At 73.3% G+C, this 24,054-nt stretch carries 17 protein-coding genes; 11 read left to right on the forward strand and 6 right to left on the reverse strand.

Annotated elements, in window-relative coordinates; translation table 11 throughout:
- Positions 1-131: 131 nt before the first annotated feature.
- Positions 132-854, reverse strand: a complete 723-nt coding sequence (locus tag OHB01_RS24270) for a DUF2470 domain-containing protein (RefSeq protein WP_328709655.1) — start codon at positions 852-854, stop codon at positions 132-134.
- 66 nt (positions 855-920) lie between these two features.
- Here OHB01_RS24270 and rpsD point away from each other — a divergent pair, with 66 nt between their 5' ends.
- Positions 921-1,535, forward strand: coding sequence for a 30S ribosomal protein S4 (gene rpsD, locus OHB01_RS24275; RefSeq protein ID WP_142645039.1), 615 nt, complete (start codon positions 921-923; stop codon positions 1,533-1,535).
- 30 nt (positions 1,536-1,565) lie between these two features.
- Here the strand turns inward: rpsD and OHB01_RS24280 are convergent, their stop codons facing one another.
- Positions 1,566-2,291: a GNAT family N-acetyltransferase gene (locus OHB01_RS24280; protein ID WP_328854015.1), complete on the reverse strand. Its 726-nt coding sequence runs from the start codon at positions 2,289-2,291 to the stop codon at positions 1,566-1,568.
- Between the two features lie 183 nt (positions 2,292-2,474).
- Between OHB01_RS24280 and OHB01_RS24285 the strand changes: the two genes are divergently transcribed.
- The gene (locus tag OHB01_RS24285) at positions 2,475-3,248 is read left to right on the forward strand and encodes a MerR family transcriptional regulator (RefSeq protein ID WP_142645041.1); all 774 of its coding nucleotides are present in this window, start codon (positions 2,475-2,477) and stop codon (positions 3,246-3,248) included.
- A gap of 188 nt (positions 3,249-3,436) precedes the next feature.
- Positions 3,437-3,928, forward strand: coding sequence for a hypothetical protein (locus OHB01_RS24290; protein ID WP_142645042.1), 492 nt, complete (start codon positions 3,437-3,439; stop codon positions 3,926-3,928).
- 85 nt (positions 3,929-4,013) lie between these two features.
- Here the strand turns inward: OHB01_RS24290 and OHB01_RS24295 are convergent, their stop codons facing one another.
- Complete coding sequence (locus tag OHB01_RS24295; protein ID WP_328854016.1) at positions 4,014-6,614, reverse strand: serine/threonine-protein kinase; 2,601 nt, start codon at positions 6,612-6,614, stop codon at positions 4,014-4,016.
- Positions 6,615-6,953: 339 nt separating this feature from the next.
- Between OHB01_RS24295 and OHB01_RS24300 the strand changes: the two genes are divergently transcribed.
- On the forward strand, positions 6,954-7,964 hold the full coding sequence (locus OHB01_RS24300) for a chorismate mutase (RefSeq protein ID WP_142645044.1): 1,011 nt from the start codon (positions 6,954-6,956) through the stop codon (positions 7,962-7,964).
- Between the two features lie 79 nt (positions 7,965-8,043).
- Positions 8,044-11,565, forward strand: coding sequence for a DNA polymerase III subunit alpha (dnaE, locus tag OHB01_RS24305; RefSeq protein WP_142645045.1), 3,522 nt, complete (start codon positions 8,044-8,046; stop codon positions 11,563-11,565).
- Between the two features lie 31 nt (positions 11,566-11,596).
- Here the strand turns inward: dnaE and OHB01_RS24310 are convergent, their stop codons facing one another.
- Both OHB01_RS24310 and OHB01_RS24315 read right to left on the reverse strand, forming a co-directional pair.
- Positions 11,597-12,370, reverse strand: a complete 774-nt coding sequence (locus tag OHB01_RS24310; RefSeq protein WP_328709660.1) for an MBL fold metallo-hydrolase — start codon at positions 12,368-12,370, stop codon at positions 11,597-11,599.
- Complete coding sequence (locus OHB01_RS24315) at positions 12,367-13,365, reverse strand: cyclic nucleotide-binding domain-containing protein (protein ID WP_328709661.1); 999 nt, start codon at positions 13,363-13,365, stop codon at positions 12,367-12,369. The genes OHB01_RS24310 and OHB01_RS24315 overlap by 4 nt, the downstream gene beginning before the upstream one ends.
- A 131-nt stretch (positions 13,366-13,496) precedes the next feature.
- Here OHB01_RS24315 and OHB01_RS24320 point away from each other — a divergent pair, with 131 nt between their 5' ends.
- From OHB01_RS24320 to OHB01_RS24345, 6 genes are read left to right on the forward strand one after another with little or no spacing between them, the layout of a single operon-like run.
- Positions 13,497-14,798: an adenylate/guanylate cyclase domain-containing protein gene (locus tag OHB01_RS24320; protein WP_328854017.1), complete on the forward strand. Its 1,302-nt coding sequence runs from the start codon at positions 13,497-13,499 to the stop codon at positions 14,796-14,798.
- 1 nt (position 14,799) lies between these two features.
- Positions 14,800-15,519: an ABC transporter ATP-binding protein gene (locus tag OHB01_RS24325; RefSeq protein ID WP_142645048.1), complete on the forward strand. Its 720-nt coding sequence runs from the start codon at positions 14,800-14,802 to the stop codon at positions 15,517-15,519.
- Positions 15,516-17,915 (forward strand): ABC transporter permease, encoded by a 2,400-nt coding sequence (locus OHB01_RS24330; RefSeq protein ID WP_328854018.1) that lies wholly within the window; start codon positions 15,516-15,518, stop codon positions 17,913-17,915. The genes OHB01_RS24325 and OHB01_RS24330 overlap by 4 nt, the downstream gene beginning before the upstream one ends.
- 6 nt (positions 17,916-17,921) lie before the next feature.
- Positions 17,922-20,339, forward strand: coding sequence for an ABC transporter permease (locus OHB01_RS24335; protein ID WP_328709664.1), 2,418 nt, complete (start codon positions 17,922-17,924; stop codon positions 20,337-20,339).
- Between the two features lie 3 nt (positions 20,340-20,342).
- Entirely contained in the window at positions 20,343-22,241 is a 1,899-nt protein-coding gene (locus OHB01_RS24340; protein WP_328854019.1) for a sensor histidine kinase, read from the forward strand.
- Positions 22,231-23,676 (forward strand): phytoene desaturase family protein, encoded by a 1,446-nt coding sequence (locus OHB01_RS24345; RefSeq protein WP_142645052.1) that lies wholly within the window; start codon positions 22,231-22,233, stop codon positions 23,674-23,676. Before OHB01_RS24340 ends, OHB01_RS24345 begins: the two co-directional genes overlap by 11 nt.
- Here the strand turns inward: OHB01_RS24345 and OHB01_RS24350 are convergent.
- Positions 23,642-24,001: a response regulator gene (locus OHB01_RS24350; protein ID WP_205829675.1), complete on the reverse strand. Its 360-nt coding sequence runs from the start codon at positions 23,999-24,001 to the stop codon at positions 23,642-23,644. The genes OHB01_RS24345 and OHB01_RS24350 overlap by 35 nt on opposite strands.
- Between the last annotated feature and the right edge of the window lie 53 nt (positions 24,002-24,054).

Below are 24,054 nucleotides of genomic sequence, written 5' to 3' on the forward strand. Positions count from 1 at the left end.
TGCCCGTGTCTATCCGCCGCTCGATGTGCCCGCGAACGGGGCGAACCCAGCGTTCCTCGCATGAGAGCCGCCACGCCCGTGTGGGCGGTATGCGAATAGCGCCCGCCCGCACGTACGCGGGAGGCCGTCGCTCAGGAGGCGTGCATGAGACAGGCCAGGGCGTGTTCGAGTGCCGCGGGCGTCGTGACGGGCGCGGGCCAGGGGATCCTCACCAGGTGGCCGGGCCCCGGCCGCAGTGTGGCGCCGTAGCGGTCGAGCTCCCACAGCCACACCTCCTCCTGGGCCGGTTCCCCCGTCAGCCTCTCCACCGCCTCCTTCAGCTGCCGCGCGTGGGACTCGTTGACGTGCCGCACCATGCGTTCGGCCAGAGGGAGCAACGGGTCGGGAGCCGAGGCGAGGTAGCTCTCGGCGTCGAGGACGCCCGACTCCTGGCCGGTCAGGTAGATCACGTGGCAGACGTCGACGCGCAGCAGCGCGGGACCGCCGCCCTCGATCGCCGCGAACAGGTCCTCGTCGGGGCACGCCTCCGCGATGGCGACGGCGGTGGCCCGCGTCTCCGCCTCCGGCACGGGCTGCGTCCACCCCCGCACCTTCAGCAGGGCGCGCTGCCGCTCGACCCCGCCGACCTCCCTGCTCACTGTGAGGTCGACCGTCACCAGGGTCTCCGCGGGCGTGCCGTACAGGGTCTCGCCGGGCTTCACGAGCAGGACCGGCCGGCCCGTGCCGTCCACGCCGCCCCGGGCGGTGGCCGTGGGCACGCCGGAGCCGGCGACGGAGACGTGCGTGGGCGCCGCCACCGCCGCGAGCGTCCGTACGCGTTCGGGGATGGGGGCTGCGGTGACCGGGTGGCGCATGAGAGCTCCTCGCTTCGTAGGTTAGGCTTACCTTAGTAAGGCTCACCTAACTTGAAAAGAGGCGTCATGCGTTACACGGGTCCGAAGGTGCGGCTGTCGCGCCGGGCGGGCGTCCCGCTCACCCGGAAGGCGGTGAAGTACTTCGAGGCCCGGCCCTACCCGCCGGGGGAGCACGGCCGCAAGACCAGCCGGCGCAACACCGGCGACTACGGAATGCGGCTGCTGGAGAAGCAGAAGCTCCGCTGGTATTACGACGTGCCGGAACGTCAGCTCCGCCGCTACTGGGATCTGGCCGTCCGCCGCCCCGGCCGTTCGGGGGAGGAACTGGTGGCGCTGCTGGAGACCCGGCTCGCCTCGCTCGTCCTGCGGGCCGGCCTCGCGCCGTCCATCTACGCCGCCCGGCAGTACGTGAACCACGGGCACATCACGGTCGACGGCCGCAAGGTGGACATCCCGAGCTACCAGGTCAAGCCGGGCCAGTCGGTGGCCGTACGGGAGCGGTCGGTCCGGATGCAGCCGTTCGCGGCCGCCGCCGAGGGCGCGTACGCGGACGAGCGGATCGCCCCCTACCTCGACGTGGACCACCGCGCGCTGCGCTTCACGCTGCTGCGGCGACCCGTACGCGAGGAGATCGCCGTGCCGGTGGACGAGCAGCTCGTGGTCGAGCACTACTCCCGCTGACGCCGCGACGGCGGCGGGCGTGACGGCCGGTCAGGGTGTGCGGAACCCGCGGAACGTCACGCGCCTGCGGACCTTGAAACCGAGCCGCTCGTAGAGCGCGATCGCGGCGACGTTGGCCTCGGCCACGTGGAGGAACGGGCGCTCGCCGCGCGCCGTGATGCGGGTGACCAGGGCGCGCACCAGGCGGGAGGCGTGACCGCGCCCGCGGGCCTCGGGGGCGGCGCAGACGGCGCTGATCTCGGTCCACCCGGGCGGGCGGAGCCGTTCGCCCGCCATGGCGACCAGGGCCCCGTTCTCGCGGACGCCGAGATAGGCGCCGAGCTCGGGGGTCCGGGGCCAGAACGGCCCAGGCCGGGTCCGCGCGGTGAGATCGAGCATCTCGGGCACGTCGCCGGCGTCCAGCTCGGCGATCCGCGCGCCGGACTCGGCTTCCGCATGAGCGGGTTGGGCCTCCGTGTGACCGGGGTGGGCGCCCTCGGGCCAGATCATCTGGAAGCCGTCGAGGCTGAACACCGGCTCCCAGTCCGCGGGCGGGGTAGCCGGGGAGCTGAACAGATCGGCGAACCCGCCGCGACCGAGCAGCCGCGCGAGGTCGTCCCACTCGGCCGGGCCGGGGTCGGCGGACACCGTGGAGAACGTCGCGATCTCCGGCGGATAACCGGCCGCCCGTCCGATCCGGCGGGCCAGGTGCGCGTGGTGGCCGCGAAGCGACTCGCCGACGGGGTCGTCGAGTGCGGCGGTGTCGCGGTCGGCCATCGTGCCGTGCCTTTCGTTTCCGGGCGGGGGAGCTCCAGCCTTCGACGGCGTCGCGACCGGATCGCAGCCGCAGTGTAGTCAGGCGGGTTCCCGTCCTCGGCAGAGGGAGGCCTGCCGGACGCCGGTGATCGCGCGCTCGCGGGGCTTGAACCCTACGCGGCGGGAGGTCGTAGCGTTCCGAGCGTGATCGGGACGGACGACGCCGGGCGGCGATGGTCGATCGGCGAGCTGGCACGGGCGACCGGGATGACGGTGCGCGCGCTCTACCACTACGACGAGATCGGGCTGCTGCGCGCGAGCGAGCGTACGCCCGCCGGGCACCGCCGCTACACCGAGCGGGACCTGCGGCGGCTGTACCGCGTCCGCACCCTGCGGACCCTCGGCCTGTCGCTGGAGGAGATCGCGGGCGTTCTCGACGGCGCGGCGGACGACCCCGAGTCGATGCGCCATCTGCTGACGGCGCAGTTGCGCAGGCTCGACGAGCATGCCGAGCTGATCGGGATGCTGCGCCGGCGGGTCCGCGGCCTGCTCCGGCAGGCCGGCGACTCGTCCGGCCCCGATCCGGACCGGTTGATGACCGCATTGGAGTTGATGTCGGTGTTCGAGACCTACTTGACCGAAGAGCAGCGCGAGCGGCTGGCCGAGCGCAGGGCCGCCCTGGGCGGCGAGGGCGTCGAAGCGGCCAAGCACGAATGGAAGGGGCTCGTAGAGGAGGGCCTGCGGCTCGTGGAGACCGGCGTTCCCGCGGAGGACGAGCGCGCCCGCGACCTCGTACGCCGCTGGGACGCCCTCGCGGGCCGGTTCCACCCCGCCGGACCGGAGGGCGAGCGGACGAGGGCGGCGGCCCAGAGGATGTGGCAGGACAACAGCGCGGAGATCGGCCGGAGCCTGCCCTGGCCGGCCGAACGGATCGCCGGCCTGGTGGCCTACCTGGCGCAGGCCCGCCACACCGGCTGAGCCCGCCCCGCCACGGTGGTCAGGGGGCCGGGGCGCCGAGGCGGAGCTGAGCCGGTGAACGTTTCACCCGTTCCGCCGCGTCTTCCGAGCGCCGGGCCGAGCGGGGGACGGCGGACGTTGACCGGCAGGAAGGACCGGCCTACCGTCCGGATCGCCCGTTCGCGCACCTGTCGTCAGCCGGAGGTTCCGTGTTCCGCACCGCCGCCGCGCGCCTCGTCCCCCTGGCCGCCGCCGTCCTCGTGGCGGCCACCGCGCTCCCCGCCTCGGCCGAGGTCGCCGACCCCGCTCCCATCGGCCCCCACGAGTACTTCTACGGTTTCGTCAACGGCCAGACCAGCCACACGGTCATCAAGATGGCGTGCTATGGGCCGGTATTCCCTGGACAGACCGGGCATCCGTTACCCGGGCAGACGGTGGAGGTGCGGCCCGCCGGGATCGCGTCGTCGCTCGCGGGCCTCGGCTACACCGGCAGCGGCGGCACCTCGATCGCGGTGAACCTGGGCGACCCGTCGACCGTCACAAGGGCGCTCGTGCTGCGCTACTACGGGGTCAAGGCCGACATCCCGGCCACCGCGACACTGCCGTGCTACGGCTCCGGGAAGGTGACGTTCACCCCCGTGGACGACAGCTGGACCGCCCGCCCGGCGACCGTGGTGGTCGACTACGTCGGCCAGCCCTGACCGCATCGCGTCGCCGCCAGTGCCGGGACCGCGGGCACCCGCGTATGAGCGCCCGCGGTCACCGGCGTGACACGCCCGCCGGTCGCTACTTCGCCGGCTTGAAGGTGGAGGCGATGGTCTCGAAGAGCTCTTTCTTCTTCTTCCAGTCCTTGTCCTGGGTCTTGTAGAGCAGCGCGTAGCCGTTGTGCTTGTCGGTGACGAAGCCACGGTCGATCACCCGGGACCGATAGCGGCTGTCGCCGAAGGTGAACTCCCAGTCGGCCGCGGTCTTCCAGAACCCCTTGACCTCGCGGATCTCGACGAGCTTGTAGCCGGGGAAGTTCCGGCTCATGCCCGGCACGTCGCGCCGCCAGACCTTCAGCGCGTCCGACTCGGGACTCGTGGTGTGGTGGACCTCCAGATAGGTGTGCGAGTCGCCGCGGAAGCGGACCTCGCCGTTGCCCCTGCCGTCGACATGCCATCCCTTCGGCAGCGCGATGGAGAACCCGCTGGAGTGCTTGTACTTGTGCCACCCGTCGGGGACACCGGCGGGCTCGGAGGTCTTGGGGCTGGGGGAGGGCTCGGGGGACTTCGTCTCCTCTTCCGACGCGGACGGCTCGGGGGAGTTCGGCGCGGCCGATGAGGGCTCCGCAGCGGAGGGCGTGTCGCCGCCCCCGACCGCCGCGGCCGCGTTCGGCCCGGCGGCGGGGTCGCTTCCCGAGTCGCCTTCACCCGCCCGCAGGCCGAGGTACCCCGCCACACCGGCGATGACCAGCAGCGCGGGAACGAGGATCAACGCGACCTTCAGCAGGCTGTTCGACGACCGCGGCACGACCAGGCTGGTCGGCGACCCCTGCCAGGCCGCCCCGTCCTGCGGGGGAATCGTCGGGGACGCCTGCCGCAGCCCGGCGATCGGGCTCCCGGCGATGCCGCCCGAGGACTCCTGCGTACGGTCCGCCGTGGCGGCGGGCCGCTCGTCGCCCGCACCCGGCGTGGGCCGGTCGTTCGCGTAGGGCCGGGACGTACGGCTGCCGCCACCGGAACCCCCGAAGCCGCCGGAGCTCCCGGAGCCGGTGGAACCGGAGGAGGCGAACGAACCGGACGAACCAGATGAGGCGGACGACGCGGACGACGCGGACGAGGCCGAACCCGCCGCGGCCTTCGACGCGGCGCTCCCCCCTGTGGTGCTTCCCCCTGTGGTGCTCCCGCCTGTGGTGCTCCCGCCCGTGGCGCCCTTCGGTGTCGCGCTCGACCCGGAGGCCGTGGTGGCGGGGCGCTCACCGGAGGAGGCGCCGGAATCCTTCGCCTTCCCGGCGGCGGACGAGCCCTCCTGCCCATTACGGCCCTTCCCACCGGAGGCCACGGAGGCCACGGAGCCCGCGGAGGCGGCGGGGGCGATCCTGGTGGTGCCGTCGCCGGCGTCCGCGTCCGCCGCCCGGCCGTCCTCCTTCCCGGGCCTCCCCTTGGCGGAAGTGCCGGTCGAAGGCGTCGTACGGGCGGGCGGGGCGGCCTGCGCGCCGGTCTCCGGCATGGCCGCCGGAGTCTTCCCGGGCCGCTCCTGGGCCGGGCCGTCCGCCTGTCCGGGTGCCGCGTCGTCGCGGATGACCGGGAGGGGCGAGGTGATCTCGCCGGGGCCCGCGGCATCGCGCAGGGCGCCGCCGCGCCCGGCCGCTCCTCCCTCACCGGCGGCGGGGGTGCGCTCCGCCGCCTCGTCCCTTCGGGAGGAGGAGGCCTCCGGCGAAGACGCGGGCGAGGGGGACACGGGCGGGTACGGCGCCGCACCCCGGGACGCCTTGCCCTGCCGGGAGGCGGGCGTTTCGGGCTTCGCGGCCTCCGGCTTCGCGGCCTGCGGGGAGGCGGGCTCGGCGGCGGGCCGGGACGGCGGCGGGGCCAGCTCCCGCGCCGCCCGCTTGAGCAGCCGGATGAGCTCGTCATAGCCGGGCCGGTCGGCGGGCTCCTTGGCCAGCATCCTTTGGAGGACGGAACCCAGCGCGCCCGCGCGCCGCGGCGGGGCCGGGTCGTCGTTCAGCACGGCGTGCATGGTGGCCATCGCCATGCCCCGGTCGTGCGGGGGCTTGCCCTCCACCGCCGTGTAGAGCGTGGCGCCGAGCGACCACAGGTCCGATTCGCGCTGGGCGGCCTCGCCGCGGAGCCGTTCGGGGGCGATGAAGGCGGGGGTGCCGACGAGGCCGGTGCGGGTCATGGTGGAGTCGGCTTCGAGCCTGGCGATGCCGAAGTCGGTCAGGACCACCCGGCCGTCATCGGTGAGCAGCACGTTCTCCGGCTTGACGTCGCGGTGCAGCACGCCCTGGCGGTGGGCGGCGCGCAGCGCGTCGAGGATCTGCAGGCCGATCTCGACGGTGCGCTCGGCGGACAGCGGGCCGTCCTCCCTGATCACCTGCCCCAGCGAGCGGGACGGCACGAGCTGCATGATGATCCAGGGGCGGTCGTCCTCCTCGATCACGTCGTGGACGACCACCACGTTGGGGTGGGTGAGGCGGCCCGCGGCCCGGGCCTCGCGCATGGTCCGGCGATTGAGGTCGCTGAGCTCGTCGCCCATGGCGCTGTCGTAGCGGACCTCCTTGACCGCGACCGCGCGGTCCAGCAACTGGTCGTGGGCGCGCCATACCACGCCCATGCCACCCCGGCCGATCGGCTCCACCAACTGGTACCGGCCTCCGACGAGCCGGCCTTCCGCACGCGACACTCGAACCCCTTCCTGGACCCATGAATCGTCCCACGGATGGCAAAGGGATCAACCGCGTACATGACAGGCGATCCCGGAATCCGAGACAAATCGGTTCGAGTCGTGGCCCGCCGCTGCTAAGGTCCTTGTTATGGGTAGGTACAGCTCGTTTACGAGGCCGGCTCCGGAGAGCCGGTCGCGTGACGTGAGCTAGCGACCATCCGGAGCCGGCTTGAGGCAGGGACGCCAGCGTCTCTGCCTTTTTGGTTTTCGGACGTTCGTTTTCTCGGCCAGTCCCGATCTCAGCGAGCCCTCGTGGCGGACCGCCGGTTCCGCGGGGGCGCTCATGGAGGAGCCCACATGACGAAGGCAGCCCAACTCGACCGCGATGCCGTACGGATCGGCGACCTCGTGATCGGCGACGGGCGCCCCGTTGTGGTCATCGGGGGCCGGGACGCCCGCTGGGTGCGCCTGCGCGGCGACGGCACGATCCCCGGCACTCCAGGCGCTCCCGGCGCTCCCGCCGGCACTTCCGCGGACGGCGCGGGGCCCGAGCACGGGGACGCTTCCGGGGAGGGTTCCTCGCGAGACAGGGCGGTCGCCGAGGCCGGCCCACTGCTGATGGAGCCCGCCACGGTCGCCGACCTGTCCATCGTGGCCCGGCACGCCGACGGCGTGGTGGTCGGGGCGGCCTGGGCGGCCGACCCCGATCTCGTCCGCGCCGCGGCCCGGCTCGGGCTCCCTGTCGTCCTCCAGCGGGGAGCCGGCCGGAACGGGCGGGCGGCGACGCTGGAGGAGTGGCTGGCCGCGGCGGACGACTGCGCCGCCGAGGGCAACGAGGCGGTCGTGCTATGCGAGAGCGGCGGTCACGCGGAGGACGCCGCGCCCGATCTCGGGCTCATGCGCGCCGCTCGGGAGCGGGCCGGCCGTCCCGTGCTCGCCGGGCTGGGCGCCGACGGCGGGCTCGCGAACGCGGCGGTGGCGGCGGGCGCGGACGGCCTGCTGGTCGCCCCGGGCGCGCCCGCGCCGGCCCTCGCGGCGGCGCACGAGGCGGCGACGGTCATGGCGGCGCTCGTGCGGCGCGACGACCCCGAGACCCTCGGCGCGGCCCGGGCCGCGATCGACCGGGTGGACGCGGCCCTCGCCACGCTGCTCGAACGCCGGGCCGCGCTGGCCGGGCGCATCCAGCGGCTCAAGCCCGTCGGCGGGTTCCGGGGGCGCGACATGGAGCGTGAGCGGCGCCTCGTGGAGGCCATGGCCCGCCGCGCCCCCAGCCTCGGCGCGGGTCGGCTCGCCCCCATCATGAACGCCGTGATCGAGGCCGGGCTGCGCCTGTCGGAGGAGACGCGCGACGGCGAGGAACGGAGATAAACTCTGTTTCACCTGAGTCCCACTGGTTGGCGATCACGGCGTAGGCTCTGGTCCGCGGTCCGGTGACGATGGGGGTCTCATGGGTGATTCGTTTGTTCATCTGCACGTCCACACCGAGTATTCGATGCTCGACGGAGCGGCGCGGCTGAAGCAGATGTTCAAACTCGTGGGCGAGCTGGAGATGCCCGCGATCGCGATCACCGACCATGGCAACATGCACGGCGCCTACGACTTCTACAAGCAGGCGACCGGCGCCGGGGTGAAGCCCATCCTCGGCATCGAGGCGTACGTCGCGCCCGAGTCGCGCATGCACAAGAAGCCGGTGCTGTGGGGCGAGCCGCACCAGAAGAGCGACGACGTCTCGGCGGGTGGCTACTACACCCACATGACCATCTGGGCGCGGAACAAGACCGGCCTGAAGAACCTGATGAAGCTCAGCTCGCGTGCCTACACCGAGGGCTTCGTCCGCAAGTGGGCCCGGATGGACGCCGACATCCTCGCCGAGCACGCCGACGGCCTGATGGCCACGACCGGCTGCCCGTCCGGGGAGGTGCAGACCCGGCTGCGGCTCGGCCAGTACGACGAGGCGCTCAAGGCCGCCGCGAAATACCAGGAGATCTTCGGCAAGGAGAACTACTTCCTGGAGATCATGGACCACGGGCTCGACATCGAGCGCCGGGTCCGCGACGGCCTGATCCGGATCAGCCGCGAGCTGGACATCCCGCCGGTGGTCACCAACGACTCCCACTACACGTACGAGTCGGACGCCGCCGGTCACGACGCCCTCCTGTGCATCCAGACGGGCAAGCAGCTCAGCGACCCCGACCGGTTCCGGTTCGACGGCAGCGGCTACTACATCAAGACGGCCGACGAGATGCGGGCGGTCGACTCCTCCGACATCTGGCAGGAGGGCTGCCGCAACACGCTGCTGGTGGCCGAGAAGGTCGACCCCGAGGGCTTCTTCCCCTACCACAACCTCATGCCGACCTACCCGATCCCCGAGGGGATGACGGAGGAGGAGTACTTCCGGCAGCAGGTCTGGGAGGGCATGAAGCGCCGCTTCCCCGGCGGCGTCGACGAGGAGCACCGCGCCTGGGTCGAGAACGAGCTGTCGGTCATCATCCAGATGGGCTTCCCGAGCTACTTCCTCGTGGTCGCCGACTTCATCATGTGGGCCAAGAACAACGGCATCCGGGTCGGTCCCGGCCGTGGTTCGGCCGCCGGTTCGCTGGTCGCGTACTCGCTGGGCATCACCGACCTCGACCCGATCCCGCACGGCCTGATCTTCGAGCGGTTCCTCAACCCCGAGCGCGTCTCGATGCCCGACATCGACATCGACTTCGACGAGCGCCGGCGCGCCGACGTGATCCGCTACGTCACCGAGAAGTGGGGCGCCGACAAGGTCGCCATGATCGCCACGTTCGGCACCATCAAGGCGAAGGCGGCCGTGAAGGACGCCGGCCGCGTCCTCGGTTACCCGTACGCGCTGGGCGACCGCATCTCCAAGGCGTTCCCCCCGGCGGTGATGGGCAAGGACATCCCGCTGTCGGGCATCTTCGACTCCGACCACCCGCGCTACAACGAGGCGGGCGAGCTGCGCAAGCTGTACGAGGAGGACGTCGACGTCAAGGCGACGATCGACCTCGGGCGCGGCCTGGAGGGCCTGATCCGGCAGACCGGCGTGCACGCCGCGGGCGTCATCATGTCGGCCGAGCCGCTGACCGACCACATCCCGATCATGCGCCGCGACTCCGACGGCGCGATCATCACGCAGTTCGACTACCCGACCTGCGAGACGCTCGGCCTGCTGAAGATGGACTTCCTGGGCCTGCGCAACCTCACGATCATCGACGACTGCCTCAAGATGATCGAGACGAACACCGGGAACAGGATCGAGCTGCTGGAGCTCCCGCTCGACGACACCAAGACGTACGAGCTGCTGGCCAAGGGCGACACGCTCGGCATCTTCCAGCTGGACGGCGGCGGCATGCGCACGCTGCTGCGGCTGATGAAGCCCGACAACTTCGAGGACATCTCCGCGGCCCTCGCGCTCTACCGGCCCGGCCCGATGGGCGCCAACTCGCACACCAACTACGCGCTGCGCAAGAACGGCCAGCAGGAGATCACCCCGATCCACCCCGAGCTGGAGGAGCCGCTCAAGGACATCCTCAGCACGACCTACGGCCTGATCGTCTATCAGGAGCAGGTCATGGCCATCGCCCAGAAGGTGGCCAACTACACGCTCGGCGGCGCCGACCTGCTCCGCCGCGCGATGGGCAAGAAGAAGAAGGCCGAGCTGGACAAGCAGTTCGAGTTCTTCGAGAAGGGCATGAAGGAGAACGGGTTCTCCGCCGCGGCCATCAAGGCCCTGTGGGACATCCTCCTGCCGTTCTCCGACTACGCCTTCAACAAGGCCCACACCGCCGGATACGGCCTGGTGTCCTACTGGACCGCCTATCTCAAGGCCAACTACCCGGCCGAATACATGGCGGCCCTGCTCACCAGCGTCAAGGACGACAAGGACAAGTCGGCCCTCTATCTCAACGAGTGCCGCCGCATGGGCATCAAGGTGCTCCCGCCGGACGTCAACGACTCCGACTTCGACTTCACCCCGCGCGGCACCGACATCCGGTTCGGCCTGTCGGCCATCCGCAACGTCGGCGCGAACGTCGTCGACGGGATCATCGCGGCGCGCAAGGAGAAGGGCAGGTTCACCGACTTCAAGGACTTCCTGCGCAAGGTCCCCGCGATCGTCTGCAACAAGCGCGTCATCGAGTCGCTGATCAAGTCGGGCGCGTTCGACTCGTTCGGGCACGTGCGCAAGGGCCTGCTGATGGTGCACGAACAGGCCGTCGACGCGATCATCGACATCAAGAAGAACGAGGCGATCGGCCAGGACTCGCTGTTCGGCGCGATCGACGGCGCCGAAGACCAGACCTTCGACGTGCAGATCCCGCCGGGGGAGTGGGACAAGACGACGCTGCTGCAGTTCGAGCGCGAGATGCTCGGCCTGTACGTCTCCGACCACCCGCTGTTCGGCGTCGAGCACATCCTGTCGGCGGGCGCCGACTGCTCGATCGCGGCCCTCCAGGACGACAGCCGTCCCGACGGGCAGGTCGTCACGGTCGGCGGCATCCTGTCGGGCCTGCAGCGCAAGGTGACCAAGAAGGGCGACACCTGGGTCCTCACCATGCTGGAGGACCTGGAGGGCTCGATCGAGGTCATGATCTTCCCGTCGGCCTACCAGCTCTGCGCGACCGTGCTCGCCGAGGACGCGATCGTCTTCGTCAAGGGCAGGATCGACAAGCGGGAGGACGTCGCGAAGATCATCGCGATGGAGGTGACCGCGCCGGACCTCAGTGCCGAGAACGGCGGGCCGCTGGTGGTCAGCATGCCGATCAACCGCTGCACGCCGCCCGTCGTCGGCCGGCTCAAGGAGGTGCTGACCACCCACCCCGGCACCACGGAGGTCCACCTCCAGGTGCACAACGGGCCGCGCACGACGGTCATGCGGCTGGACGACCGGCTCCGGGTGACCCCCTCGCCCGCCCTGATGGGCGACCTCAAGCAGCTGCTCGGCCCGGCCTGCCTGGCCGGTTGACCGGGCGCCCGGCCGGGGCCGGGAACGAGTCTCAGGGGGTGAGCACGTCCCCCTGGCGGGCCACCTCCACCTCCTTGGCCAGCACGTCCAGCGCGTCGTCCGTACGGGCCGGGGCGTGGTGGGTGAGCACGAGGCGGCGGGCGCCGCAGCGGGCGGCGAAGGCGACGGCGTCGGCGACCGTGGAGTGGCCGTAGGCGTCGGCCGTCGCCTGCTCCCCGGGCAGGAACTGGCCGTCGTGCAGCAGCAGGTCGACGTCCGCCGCCAGCTCGGCGGCGGCCGCGTATCCCGCCTGCGGCGCGTGGTCGGGCAGGTACGCGATGGCGACTCCGTCGCCCTCCACCCGGATGCCGTGGGTGATACCGCCCTTGTGGGTGATCTCGGCCACGGTGACGGCGTACCCCTCGATCACGCCGCAGGCGGAGGGGAGGAACCGCCAGGCGCCCGCGAGGCCGCCCGGGGTGATGGGGAAGTGCGGCGGGGACATGACCCGGGTCAGCGTCTCGAGCGGCCGCGGCGAGGGCAGGTAGAGGTCGACCCGCGCGCCGGGGTGGTCGAGCGGCGGGCAGAACGGCAGCCCCTGCACGTGGTCCCAGTGAAGGTGGGTGACCAGGACGGAGCCGCGGAACGGCGCCCCGTCCAGCAGGGCCCCCAGCCCGCGCAGGCCGGTTCCCGCGTCCAGCACCAGGGCCGGGACGGCGGAGTCGTCGGGCAGCACGGCCACGCAGCTCGTGTGACCGCCATACCGCACGAACTCGGGGCCCGGCGCCGGGGTCGAGCCGCGGACGCCGAGCATCGCGAGCCTCACGTGAGCTGTTCCTCTCGCCGGTGCCCCTCGGCCAGCGCGGCCAGTGCCTTCCTGTCCACCGCGTCCGCGGCCGCCTCGGCCACCCTGACCGGGGTCAGCGCCGTCAGCGTCGCCGTGCGCAGGCCGCCTTCGAGCACCGCGCGCTCACCGAGGATCGCGCCGGGGCCGAGCTCGGGCAGTGGCGTGCCGTCCACGTCCACTCCGAGCACGCCGTCGAGAAGCAGGAACAGGGAGGAACCCGGCTCGCCCTGCCGCACGAGCCGCGTGCCGGCGGGCAGCGAGCGGATGACCGGCTTGCGGGCGCCCCGCATGATCAGCAGGGAAAGCCGGCGCTCCAGCGCCGTCTCGGCCGCGGTGACCAGCACGGGGGAGTCCTCGTCGCCCCACGGCGTGCGGTCCGGCCCCGCCTGGGCCGCCCACGCCGTGATGTCGGTGAGACCGGCCTTGAGCGTCAGCCGGTCGTCGGGCCCGTAGACCCAGTGGCGGGGGAACGGGCTGGCGCCCTCCAGCGTCCCCTCGGTCCGTCCGTCGGCGTGCAGGGTCACCGCGAGCGTGGTCCACACGAGCGGCGACTGCATCCGCAGGTACGGCGGTCGCGAGACGCGCCGGGGGAACGGCAGCGCGGTGCGTCCGCCCGCGGTCTGCCTGAAGGTGATCCACCCGTCGCCGGTCCGCGGCTCGGGCCGCAGGTCGGGCAGGCCGTACGCGGCGAACCGCACGCCCAGCGGGCCCAGGCGGACGGTCGTGGCGCCCATGACGAGGCCGCCGTCCGCGCCGTGCGCGACCACCCGGTCGCCGTCGAACTCGGCCCAGACGCGCAGCCGGTTGGCGAACCGGAACGCGTCGCGGTCACGCAGGCCGGCGACGTCGGTGATCACGTCGGGCGGTGGATCGTCGTAATGTGTGAACCCCATCGTGAACGCGGGCTTGGTGTAGCCCTTGACCGCCTCGGACGGGATCCAGGAGATAGAAGTGATCTTCGATTCGACTCGCATGCTCCGACCGTAGGAACCATGCGGGCCGGCTTCGAGGGCGTCAGCCTGCGAACGCGTGGGGGTGCCAGCACCCCCGGACTCTCGTCCTGGCACCCTTCCCGCCCGGCCCCGCCGGATATGTAATTTCGCTCGTGGAACGCATCACCGTGGTGCTCGCGGACGACAACCTGATCGTCCGCGAGGGTGTGCGCGCGCTGCTGGGCCGCGACGCCGCACTGGAGATCGTGGGGCTGGCCGCCGACTACGCCGAAGTCGTGGCCGCCGCGGTCCGGCTGCGCCCGCAGGTCGTCGTCACCGACATCCGGATGCCGCCGACCTACCAGGACGAGGGGATCGAGGCGGCGCGCGAGGTGCGCAAGCTCTTACCCGGCACCGGCGTCGTCGTGCTGAGCCAGTACGACGACCCGGACTACGCGATCCGGCTGCTCGACGAGGGCGCGGCCGGGTACGCCTACCTTCTCAAGGACCGGGTCGCCGACGCCGGCCTGCTCGGCAGGGCCATCCGGGAGGTCGCCGCCGGCGGCTCGCTCATCGACCCGGCGATCGTGCGCGAGCTGGTGACGCCTGCCCACGACGATGGACGGCTCTCGCCCGCGGAGGAGGACCTGCTCCACCAGGTCGCCCAGGGCCGTACGGTGAAGGCGATCGCCGCGTCGCGGGGCGAGCCGCCCGAGGCGGTCAACGCCGAGATCGAGCGTCTCTTCCTCGTCCTCGCCAGGGGCGCGAGCGCGGGACTGCAGGGGGCGCTGCGCCGGCTGCGGATGCTGCACACCGCGATCCTGCGCCGAGACGAGCAGGGCGAGACGCTGTCGCGGCTGCTCCCCGGCGGCCTCGCCGACAAGCTGCTGCGCGACCGCGACGCCGCAGGCCGCACGGAACGGCTCGTCGTGACCGTGCTCATGTCAGACGTGCGCGGCTATTCGGCCATCGCGGAGGCCACCGACCCCGCGGTGCTCGCGAGCCAGCTCAACGCCCACCGGCGGGCCATGAACGCGGCGATCCTCAGCGCGGGCGGCACGGTCATGCAGTATGTGGGCGACGCCGTGATGGCCGTCTTCGGCGCCCCCGACCCCACGCCCGACCACGCCGCGAGAGCCGTACACGCGGCCTGTGAGATGCACGTCCGGCAGCGCGGGCTCGACGCCGAGTGGGCCGGGCAGGGGCTCGTCCCCTTCGGACTCGGCATCGGCATTTCCACGGGGGAGGTAGCGGCGGCCCTCCTCGGAAGCGATGAACGGGTCGAGTACACCCTCGTGGGAGACACGGTGAACCTCGCCCAGCGCATGCAGGACCTGGCCCGCCCCGCCGGCACGGTCGCGGCGGAGACGACCGTGCGCGCGGCCGGCGAGCACTGGCCCTGGAAACCCCTCGGCCCCCGGCTCGTCAAGGGCCGCTCCACCCCCGTCAACGCCTATCACCTAGAGGTGAACTGATATGTCCGCCCCCCAGCCCGCCGCCGCGATCGACGGCGTCACCACGGAACCCGCGGCGGTGCGGGTCCGCGGCGCCCGGCGCACGTTCACCGCCGACCTCGCCCCGGTGCGCGCGCTGCGCGGGGTCGACCTCGACGTACGCCAGGGAGAGTTCGTCGCGGTCACCGGCCCCTCCGGCTGCGGCAAGTCGACACTGCTCAACGTCATCGCGGGCCTCGACGCGGTCGACGAGGGGACGATCGAGGTCGCGGGCGAGCGGGTGGACGGCAGGGACGAGGACTGGCTGGCCCGCTTCCGGCGCGGCCACATCGGATTCGTGTTCCAGTTCTTCAACCTGCTCGACGGCGTGTCCGCGCTGGACAACCTGATCATGCCGGGCGTCCTCGCCGGCATGAAGCGGCGGGCCGCCGAGTCGCGGGCCCGCGACGTGCTCGACCTGCTCGGGCTGAGCGACCGCGCGGAGCAGGTGCCCGCGGTGCTGTCCGGCGGACAGCGCCAGCGCCTGGCGATCGCCCGCGCGCTCGTGAACGAGCCGACGCTGCTGCTCGCCGACGAGCCGACCGGCGCGCTCGACAGCGAGGGCGGGCTGGAGATCCTCGAACTGTTCCGCAGGCTCCACGGCACCGGCCAGACGATCATCATGGTGACGCACTCGCCGGAAGTGGCCGCGGGTGCGGGCCGCACCGTGCGGATGCGCGACGGCCGGGTGGAGACGCCGTGAGCCTTGTCAGCGTCTGGCTCCGGCTGGAGGCGCGCCGGCGGGCGCGGTCGCTGGCCGTGCTCGCGCTGCTCGTGGCGGTGGCGACCACCACGGTGCTGGCGGCCCTCGCCGGCGCGCGGCGCGGAGACAGCGCGATGGCCCGACTGAACGCCGTCACCCTGCCGGCCGACGCCGTCGTCCTGCCCAACCAGCCGGGATTCGACTGGGACGCGGTGCGCGCACTGCCCGGCGTGGCGGCGGTGTCGGGCTTCGCCGTGGCGCCCTTCTTCGTCGAGGAGCTGCCCGGCTACTTCGGCTACCTGCCCCCGGTGGACCGTGAGGCGTTCCGGACCGTCGAGCGGCCCGTGGTGCTGGAGGGACGGCTCGCCGACCCCGCCCGCCCGGACGAGGTCATGGTCACCGGCTACTTCCCCGGCGCGTACGGACTGGGCGTCGGCGACACCCTCACCCTGCGCCTGCTGTCCGAGCGGCAGGCCGGCGACTTCATTTTCAGCGGCGAGCCGGGCGGTCCCCGCGTGCGGGCGCGCATCGTCGGCGTCATCCGCTCCCCGTGGTATTCCGACAAGCTCGCCGACAAGGGCGCCTGGTTCTCCGTCTTCCCCTCGCCCGCCCTCTTCGCCGCGCATCCGAAGAACTTCCTCGGCCCCTCCTCGTCGGGATTCGTCAACGCCCTGGTCCGGCTCGACCAAGGGGAGCGCGGGCTGCCCGCCTTCCGCGCCGGGCTGGCGAAGATCACCGGGCGTACGGACATCGAGATCTGGAACGCCGCCGACGTCGCCCGGCACCGTCAGCAGGTCAACGCCTACGAGAGCCTGTGTCTCGTCTTCTTCGCCCTGGCGGCCCTGGCCGCAGCGATCGTCCTCGTCGGCCAGTCCGTGGCCCGCTACGTCGCGGCCGGCGTCGGAGAGCTGCAGGTCCTGCGGGCGTCGGGGCTGACGACACGGCAGTGCCTGTCCGCCGTCTGCGCCGGGCCGTTCCTCGCCTCGGTCGCCGGCTCGACGCTGGGGACCGCGGGCGCGGCGGCGGCCTCCATGTGGACGCCGATCGGCGCGGCCTCCCTGGTCGAGCCCGCCCCCGGTTTCAGCGCCGACCCGCTCGTGCTCGGCTGCGGCTGGGCCGCCGCCCCGCTGCTGGTCCTGGCCGGGGCGCTCGCCGCGGCCTGGCTCGCCGTCGTGTCGGCCCGGTCCGAGGCGGCACCGGTCCGCTCCGTGGTGGCGCGGGCGGCGGACCGCCTCGGGCTGCCCGTGCCCCTGGTGGCCGGCGCCCGGTTCGCCCTGGAACGCGGTCAGGGCGCCAGTTCGGTTCCGGTGCGTCCCGCGCTGGTGGCGGCGGTCGCGGGTGTGCTCGGCGTGCTCGCCTCCTTCACGTTCGCCGCGGGGGTCGCCGACGCGGCGGGCAATCCCACCAGGTTCGGGCAGACCTTCCAGCTCACCGCCTACCTCGGCGAGAGCGGGGAGGACTGGGCCGCGGCGGAGCAGGTCATGACGGCCGCCGCCCGGGACCCCGACGTCGCGGGGGTGAACGACGCCCGGGTGGCGGTCGCGGAGGCGGGCGGCGTCTCCGTCACGGTCTACCGGCACCAGTCGTTCGCCGGATCCGCGGACGTCGTGCTCCTGTCGGGGCGGATGCCCGAAGGCCCCGGCGAGGTCGTCCTGGCCCCCACGACCGCGCGGTCCCTGCGCGCCGAGGTCGGCTCGTCCGTACGGCTCGCGGGCACGACCGGGCCGCGGGAGATGACGGTGCGGGGAATCGGCTTCGTCCCGCAGGGGTCGCACAACGACTACGACGCGGGCGCGTGGGCCACCGCGGACGGATTCGAGGCGATGTTCGGCGCGGCCTTCAAGTATCACCTGGCGCTCGTCGCCCTGCGCCCGGGCGCGGATCCGCAGGCCGTCCTCGACCGGCTCACGAAGGACATGGCCGGGATCGGGGGCGGCGACCGGATCTCGGTCGAGGCGATGCAACCGCCCGAGCAGCTCGCCGAGGTGCAGGACGTGCAGATCCTTCCGCTTTTCCTCGGCGGCTTCCTGGCGCTGCTCGCGGTGGGAGCGGTGGGCCACGCGCTCGCCACCGCCGTACGGCGGCGCAGGCACGAGGTCGCCGTCATGCGGGCCCTCGGCATGACCCGGGCGCAGTCACGGCTCGTCGTGTTCACCCAGGCGTCGCTGCTGGCGGTGGCCGGGCTGGCGTTCGGCGTGCCGCTCGGCGTCGCGCTGGGCCGCACGCTCTGGCGTGTCGTCGCGGAGCGCACCCCGCTGTTCTACGAGCCGCCGGTCGCCCTCTGGGCGCTGCTGGCGATCGGGCCGGCGGCGGTCCTGATCGCCAACCTCCTCGCGTTGTGGCCGGGGTGGCACGCCGCCCGGCTCCGCATCGGCCACATCCTCCGGACGGAGTGAGCGACGATGACCATGACGGCCACCTGGTTGCGGCTGGAGCTACGCCGCCGCTGGCGGCCACTGGCGGTGCTGACCCTGCTCGTGGCCTTCGCCTCGGCCACCGTCCTGGCCTCGGTGGCGGGCGCACGGCGCGGCGGCACGGCGCTGGACCGGCTGCAGCGAGAGACGCTGCCCGCCACGATCGCGGTGCTGCCCAACCAGCCGGGCTTCGACTGGGCACCGGTGCGGGCGCTCCCCGAGGTCGAGGCGCTGACGACGTTCGCGGTGACGGTCGGCTTCGGAGTGGACGGCATCCCCGCGTCCGACGACATCTCCAGCTTCCCGCCCGCCGACACCGGCTTCCTGCACACCGTCGAGCGGCCCGTCGTCCTCGACGGACGGCTGCCCGATCCGGGGCGGGCCGACGAGGCCGTGATCACTCCGGGGTTCGCCGAGTCCTACCACCGCCGCACGGGCGATCGGCTGGTCATGCGGCTGATGTCCCCTGATCAGGCATCGGACCCGGACTACGACCCGGCGAACGGCGAGCCGCCACGGGGACCGTCGCTCCCGGTCACGATCGTCGGCATGGTCCGCGCGCCGTGGTTCGCCGACCGCGTCGGGGAGAACGGCGCCCTCCTCCCGTCGTACGGACTGTTCGCGAAATATCGGGAGAACCTGATCGGGGAGGACGGCTTCGTCAACGCCATCGTCCGGCTGAAGCACGGCGTGCGGGACATCCCCGCGTTCCGGGAGGGCCTCGCGAGGGTCTCCCACCGCAACGACATCGACGTGTGGAACAACGAGACGAAGTTCGCCGAGCCTATCCGCCGGATGGCCGGCTTCGAGGCCGCCTGCCTGCTCGCCTTCGGGCTCGCCGCGCTGGCCGCGGCGATCGTGCTGATCGGGCAGTCGGTGGTGCGCTACACGGCGGCGACGGTCGCCGACCTGCAGGTGCTGCGGGCCGTCGGCCTGACGCCGCGCCAGACGGTGCGGGCGGCCGCGGCCGGTCCGTTCCTCGCGGCGCTCGCCGGCACGGCCGCGGGGGTCGTCGCCGCGGCGGTGGCGTCCACCTGGATGCCGATCGGATCGGCGGCGCTGGTCGAGCCCGCTCCCGGCTTCGACCTGGACTGGCCGGTCCTGGCCGGCGGGTCGATCCTCATCCCCGCGCTCGTCCTCGCCGGAGCCGGGGGCGCGGCGGCCGTCACCCTGGCCGTCGCCCGGCACGACCCGGCGGGACGCCGGTCCCTGGTGGCCCTCGCGGCGGCCCGCGCCGGTCTTCCCGTGCCGCTCGTCGTCGGTGCGCGGTTCGCCCTGGAGCCGGGCAGGGGCGCCGCAGCGGTCCCGGTCAGGCCGGCGTTGGTCGGCGCGGTCTCCGGAGTGCTCGGCGTGCTGGCCGCCTTCACCTTCTCCGCCGGGGTGCAGGACGCCTCCGCTCATCCGGAGCGGTTCGGGCTGACCTACCAGCTGTCGGCGTTCTTCGGCATGAACGGGACGGACTTCGGGCCGGCCGGCGAGGTGCTGCGCACCCTGGCGCGGGAGCCGGACATCCAGGGGATCAACGACAGCCGGATCGCCGTCGCGGAGTCCGGAGACGTCTCCGTCACGATGGGCACGTACGCCCCGGTGGGCCGGCCGCTGCCGGTGGCGCTCCTCGCCGGCCGGATGCCGCGGACGGCGGGCGAGGTCACGCTCGCGCCCAAGAGCGCCGACCTGCTCGGAGCCGGCGTGGGCGACCGGATCGCGCTGCGGGGCGGCGCCACACCGGTGACCATGACCGTCACGGGGATCGCGTTCGTGCCCGCCAGCCCGCACAACGACTTCGGCGACGGAGGCTGGGTCACCTCCGGCGGATACGACCGGATCTTCGCCGGGGCGCAGGCCTTCAAGTTCCACGCGGCCGAGGTCGCCCTGCGTCCCGGCATCGACGTCGCCGCCGCGCGGGAGAGGCTGCGGGCCGTCGTCGCCGCGGTCGAGGGCGCCGAGAACATGGAGTTCGGAGACGCCTGGCCGCTGCCCGAGGCGATGGTCCAGATCCGCGGTGTGGAGCGGCTGCCCGCCCTCCTGGCGGTCTTCATGGCGCTCCTGGCGGTCGGCGCCGTCGGGCACGTCCTCGCGACGGCGGTCCGGCGACGGCGGCACGACGTGGCGGTGCTGCGGGCGCTCGGCATGACGCGCGGGCAGGCCCGATGGACTGTGGTCGTGCAGGCCACGCTGCTGGCATTGTTCGGGCTGTGCTTCGGGGTGCCGCTCGGGGTCGCGCTCGGGCGCACGCTGTGGAGGGTGGTGGCGGACACGATGCCGCTGATGTACGTGCCGCCCCTGGCGGTGACGGCGCTGCTCCTGGCCGGGCCGCTGACCGTCGCCGTCGCCAACCTGCTGGCCGTCCGGCCGGGGCGGCTCGCCGGCCGGCTGCGGATCGGCCACATCCTGCGGGCGGAGTAGCCCATGATCATCGCCTGTGCGCTCGTCGCCGCCGCCTGGCTCGCCGCCACGGTGGCCGCCTTCTTCGCCGGCCGCCCGGCGCTGGCCCGCGTGGCCGGTCTCGTCGCCGTGACGCACGCGGTGGCCGTCGTGGTGCCCCGGGCCGCGCCGCTGGTCGTGGCGGCCTGGCTGATCTGCGGGCTCGGCCTGCCGGACGGCCTGCTCGAATCCCCGGCCCGCCGGCTGCTCGCGGCCGGAGCGGCGACGGGCGCGCTCGTGTGGACGCCGGCGCTGCCGGTCACCACGGGGTCCGTCGTCGCCGCCGCGGCCGCCGCCTCGGCCGTGGCACTCGGGGGCGTGGCCGTCCGCTGTCCCAGGGCTCCCGCCGCGCGCCGCCGCACCCTGCAGTGGATCGCCGCGGCCACGGTGGTGACGGCCGCGATCGACGCCGTGCTGGTGGCGGTCAACGCCCTGCTCGGCACCCCGCACGATCTCCTGCCCTGGATGCTCGGCGCCATGGCGGTCATGCCCGTGGGCCTGCTGCTCGGCCAGGTGAAGGCGACCGCGCGCCTCGCGGAGCGGGCCCTGGTCGAGGCGGTGGTGATCGCGGGCCTGACCATGCTCGTGGTCGCGGTCTACCTGGTCGTGGTCATCGGGCTGGCCCGCCGTCCTGTCGCCGCCGAGCGCGACGTGCTGGTCGCCAGCGTCGCCGCCTCGCTCGCGGCGGTGCTGCTCGCCCTGCCCGTACGGTTCCGCCTGGTCTCGGTGGGGATGTCGCTGCTGGGACGGCGCGGGCAGACGCCGGAGGAGGCGCTCGCGTCGTTCGGCGCCCGGATGAGCCGCGCGGTGCCGTTCGACGAACTGCTGCTCCAGCTCGTGGAGTCGCTGCGGGCCGCGCTCGGCCAGGCCGGCGCCGAGGTGTGGGTGGGCGCGGACGGCACGCTCCACCGCCAGGTCAGCGTGCCGGAACGCCCGGCCGACGTGATCACCCTCACCGACAAGGAACGGCTCGTCATCGGGGGCACCCGCATCGGCGGCACCGCCTGGACGTCGGTCTGGCTGCCCGCGCTGCTCGACGACCGCGAGGCGCCGATCAGGGTCGCGCCCGCCGCCCACCTGGGCGACCTGCTGGGCCTGCTCGTCGTGCGGCGGCCACGCGAAGGCGTGGAGTTCTCCGAGGAGGACGACCGCGTGCTCATCCAGCTCGCCCGCCAGGTGGGGCTGGCCCTGCACAACATGCGCCTGGACACCGCGCTGCAGGCGTCGCTGGAGGAGCTGCGGCAGCGCAACGAGGAGCTGCAGGCGTCCCGGCTGCGCATCGTCACGGCCGCGGACGCCTCCCGGCGGGCGATCGAACGCGACCTGCACGACGGCGCGCAGCAGCATCTCGTCGCGCTCGCGGTCAAGCTCGGCCTCGTCCGCGAGATCATCAAGGATGATGTCGCCATGGCCGCCGAGCTGCTCGACGAACTGCGTGGCGACGTGCAGCAGGCCAACGCCGCCTTCCGCGAGCTGGCCCACGGCATCTATCCGCCCCTGCTGCGCGACCACGGGCTCGGCGAGGCCCTGCGCTCGGCCGGCCGCCGGGTGGCGCTGCCGTACCGGGTGGAGGTGAACCTGACCGAACGCTATCCGGAGCAGGTCGAGGCCGCGGTGTACTTCTGCTGCCTTGAGGCGATCCAGAACGCGGGCAAGCACGCCGGCCCGGGCGCGTCCGTGGAGGTGCGCATCCACGCCGAGGACGGCGTGCTGCACTTCAGCGTGCGCGACGACGGCGCGGGCTTCACACCGGGCGGCGTCCAGGGGCACGGGTTCGTCAACATGACCGACCGGCTCGGCGCGATCGGCGGGCGGCTGCACGTCGAGTCCGCGCCCGGGGCCGGGACGACGATCAGGGGAGAGGTGCCGGTGCATGGCTGCTGACGGCTTCGACGCCGTGGTGGTCGGGTCGGGCCCGAACGGGCTGGTGGCGGCCGTCACCATGGCCGAGGCGGGCAGGCGGGTCCTGCTGCTGGAGGCGGCGGACGCGTTCGGCGGCGGGCTGCGCACCGCGGAGGTGACACTGCCCGGGTTCCGGCACGACCTGTGCGCGACCGTGCTGCCGCTCGCGCTGGCCTCGCCCGCCTTCCGCCGGGACCGGTTCTGGCAGGACCTGGGAGTCGAGTGGGCGCATCCCGCCATACCGGCCGCGCATCCGCTGGACAAACGCCCGGCGGTGCTCGTCCACCGCTCGCTCGGCGAGACCGCGCTGGGGCTCGGCCGGGACGGCGCGGCCTGGCGGGCCACGGTCGGGATGATCACGCGCGGGGGCGACCGGCTCGTCGACACACTGCTCGCCCCTCTGTCGGTGCCGCGCGCGCCGCTGCGGGCCGCCGGGTTCGGCGCGGTGGCCGCGCTCCCCGCGACCACGCTCGCCCGCGCCCTGTTCCGTACGGCCGGGGCGCGGGCGGCGCTCGCCGGGATGGCCGCGCACTCGATGCTCGACCTGCGCGCGCCGATCACCGGCGGATATGGGCTGATGCTGGCCGGGCTCGCGCACCACGTGGGGTGGCCCCTGGTGCGCGGCGGCTCCCAGCGGCTCGCCGACGCGCTCGTCCGCCGGCTCAAGGACCTCGGCGGCGAGGCGCACACCGGACACCGGGTGCGCAGCCTCGACGAGGTGCCCGCGGCCCGGTCGATCCTCCTGGACCTCACGCCGCGCCAGGTGCTGGCCGTGGCGGGCCACCGGCTGCCCGCGGCCTACCGGGCGCGGCTGAGCCGCTACCGTTACGGCCCCGGCGTGTTCAAGCTCGACTGGGCGCTGTCGGGACCGGTGCCGTGGGCCGACCCCGCCGTGGGCGCGGCCGCGACCGTCCACCTCGGCGGCACGATGGAGGAGATCGCGCACGCGGAGGCGGAGGTGAGCCGGGGCCGCCATCCTGACCGGCCCTACGTGCTGCTCGTCCAGCCGGGCGTGGCCGACCCCACCCGGGCACCCGAGGGCGGGCACGTCCTGTGGGCCTACTGCCACGTGCCGAACGGCTCGCGGGTGGACATGACCGAGGCGGTCGAGGCGCAGATCGAGCGGTTCGCTCCCGGCTTCCGGGACCTCGTGCTGGCCCGCGCCACCATGGACACGCGGGCGCTGGAGGCGCACAACCCCAACAACGTGGGCGGGGACATCGGGGGAGGGGCGGGCGACCTGGGCCAGTTCATCGGACGGCCCGTCTACTCCCCGCACCCCTGGGCGACGCCCGTGCCCGGCCTCTACATCTGCTCCGCCGCCACCCCGCCCGGGCCCGGGGTGCACGGCATGGGCGGCCTGCAGGCGGCCCGCCTGGCGCTCAGACGGGAAGCGCGCGCAGCAGCGCGGGGGTGAGGTCGTCCTTGCGGATGTAGGCGAGCGCTCCGCACGCGCCGGCGTCGGGCGGCAGGTCGTCGGCGGCGTACGTCGACACCAGCACGACCTTCACGTCGGGCGACTCGGCCAGGATGCGGCGGGTCGCCTCGATGCCGTTGATCCCCGGCAGGTTGATGTCCATCAGGATCATGGTGGGCCGGCCGCCGGTCACCAGGTCGAGGGCGTCCTCGCCCGTCGCCGCCTCGCCCACCACCCGCCATCCCGGCAGCAGCCGGATCAACGCGCGGGCGACCGAACGGAACGGAGCCTGGTCGTCCACGATGATCACGTCGACCACTCGCATGCCTCCAGGATCCCGGAACCCGGTGCCCGCGTCCAAGGGCGTGACCACCCCGA

Source organism: Microbispora hainanensis (genome assembly GCF_036186745.1).
GTDB lineage: Bacteria > Actinomycetota > Actinomycetes > Streptosporangiales > Streptosporangiaceae > Microbispora.

What these genes read in the sequence shown, in the direction of transcription:
- OHB01_RS24345 (WP_142645052.1), top strand. Translation starts at nt 22,231, where the DNA reads ATGGCTGCTGACGGCTTCGACGCCGTGGTGGTCGGGTCGGGCCCGAAC.
- OHB01_RS24335 (WP_328709664.1), top strand. Translation starts at nt 17,922, where the DNA reads ATGACCATGACGGCCACCTGGTTGCGGCTGGAGCTACGCCGCCGCTGG.
- OHB01_RS24350 (WP_205829675.1), bottom strand. Translation starts at nt 24,001, where the DNA reads ATGCGAGTGGTCGACGTGATCATCGTGGACGACCAGGCTCCGTTCCGT.
- dnaE (WP_142645045.1), top strand. Translation starts at nt 8,044, where the DNA reads ATGGGTGATTCGTTTGTTCATCTGCACGTCCACACCGAGTATTCGATG.
- rpsD (WP_142645039.1), top strand. Translation starts at nt 921, where the DNA reads ATGCGTTACACGGGTCCGAAGGTGCGGCTGTCGCGCCGGGCGGGCGTC.
- OHB01_RS24300 (WP_142645044.1), top strand. Translation starts at nt 6,954, where the DNA reads ATGACGAAGGCAGCCCAACTCGACCGCGATGCCGTACGGATCGGCGAC.
- OHB01_RS24270 (WP_328709655.1), bottom strand. Translation starts at nt 854, where the DNA reads ATGCGCCACCCGGTCACCGCAGCCCCCATCCCCGAACGCGTACGGACG.
- OHB01_RS24280 (WP_328854015.1), bottom strand. Translation starts at nt 2,291, where the DNA reads ATGGCCGACCGCGACACCGCCGCACTCGACGACCCCGTCGGCGAGTCG.
- OHB01_RS24315 (WP_328709661.1), bottom strand. Translation starts at nt 13,365, where the DNA reads ATGCGAGTCGAATCGAAGATCACTTCTATCTCCTGGATCCCGTCCGAG.
- OHB01_RS24340 (WP_328854019.1), top strand. Translation starts at nt 20,343, where the DNA reads ATGATCATCGCCTGTGCGCTCGTCGCCGCCGCCTGGCTCGCCGCCACG.
- OHB01_RS24325 (WP_142645048.1), top strand. Translation starts at nt 14,800, where the DNA reads ATGTCCGCCCCCCAGCCCGCCGCCGCGATCGACGGCGTCACCACGGAA.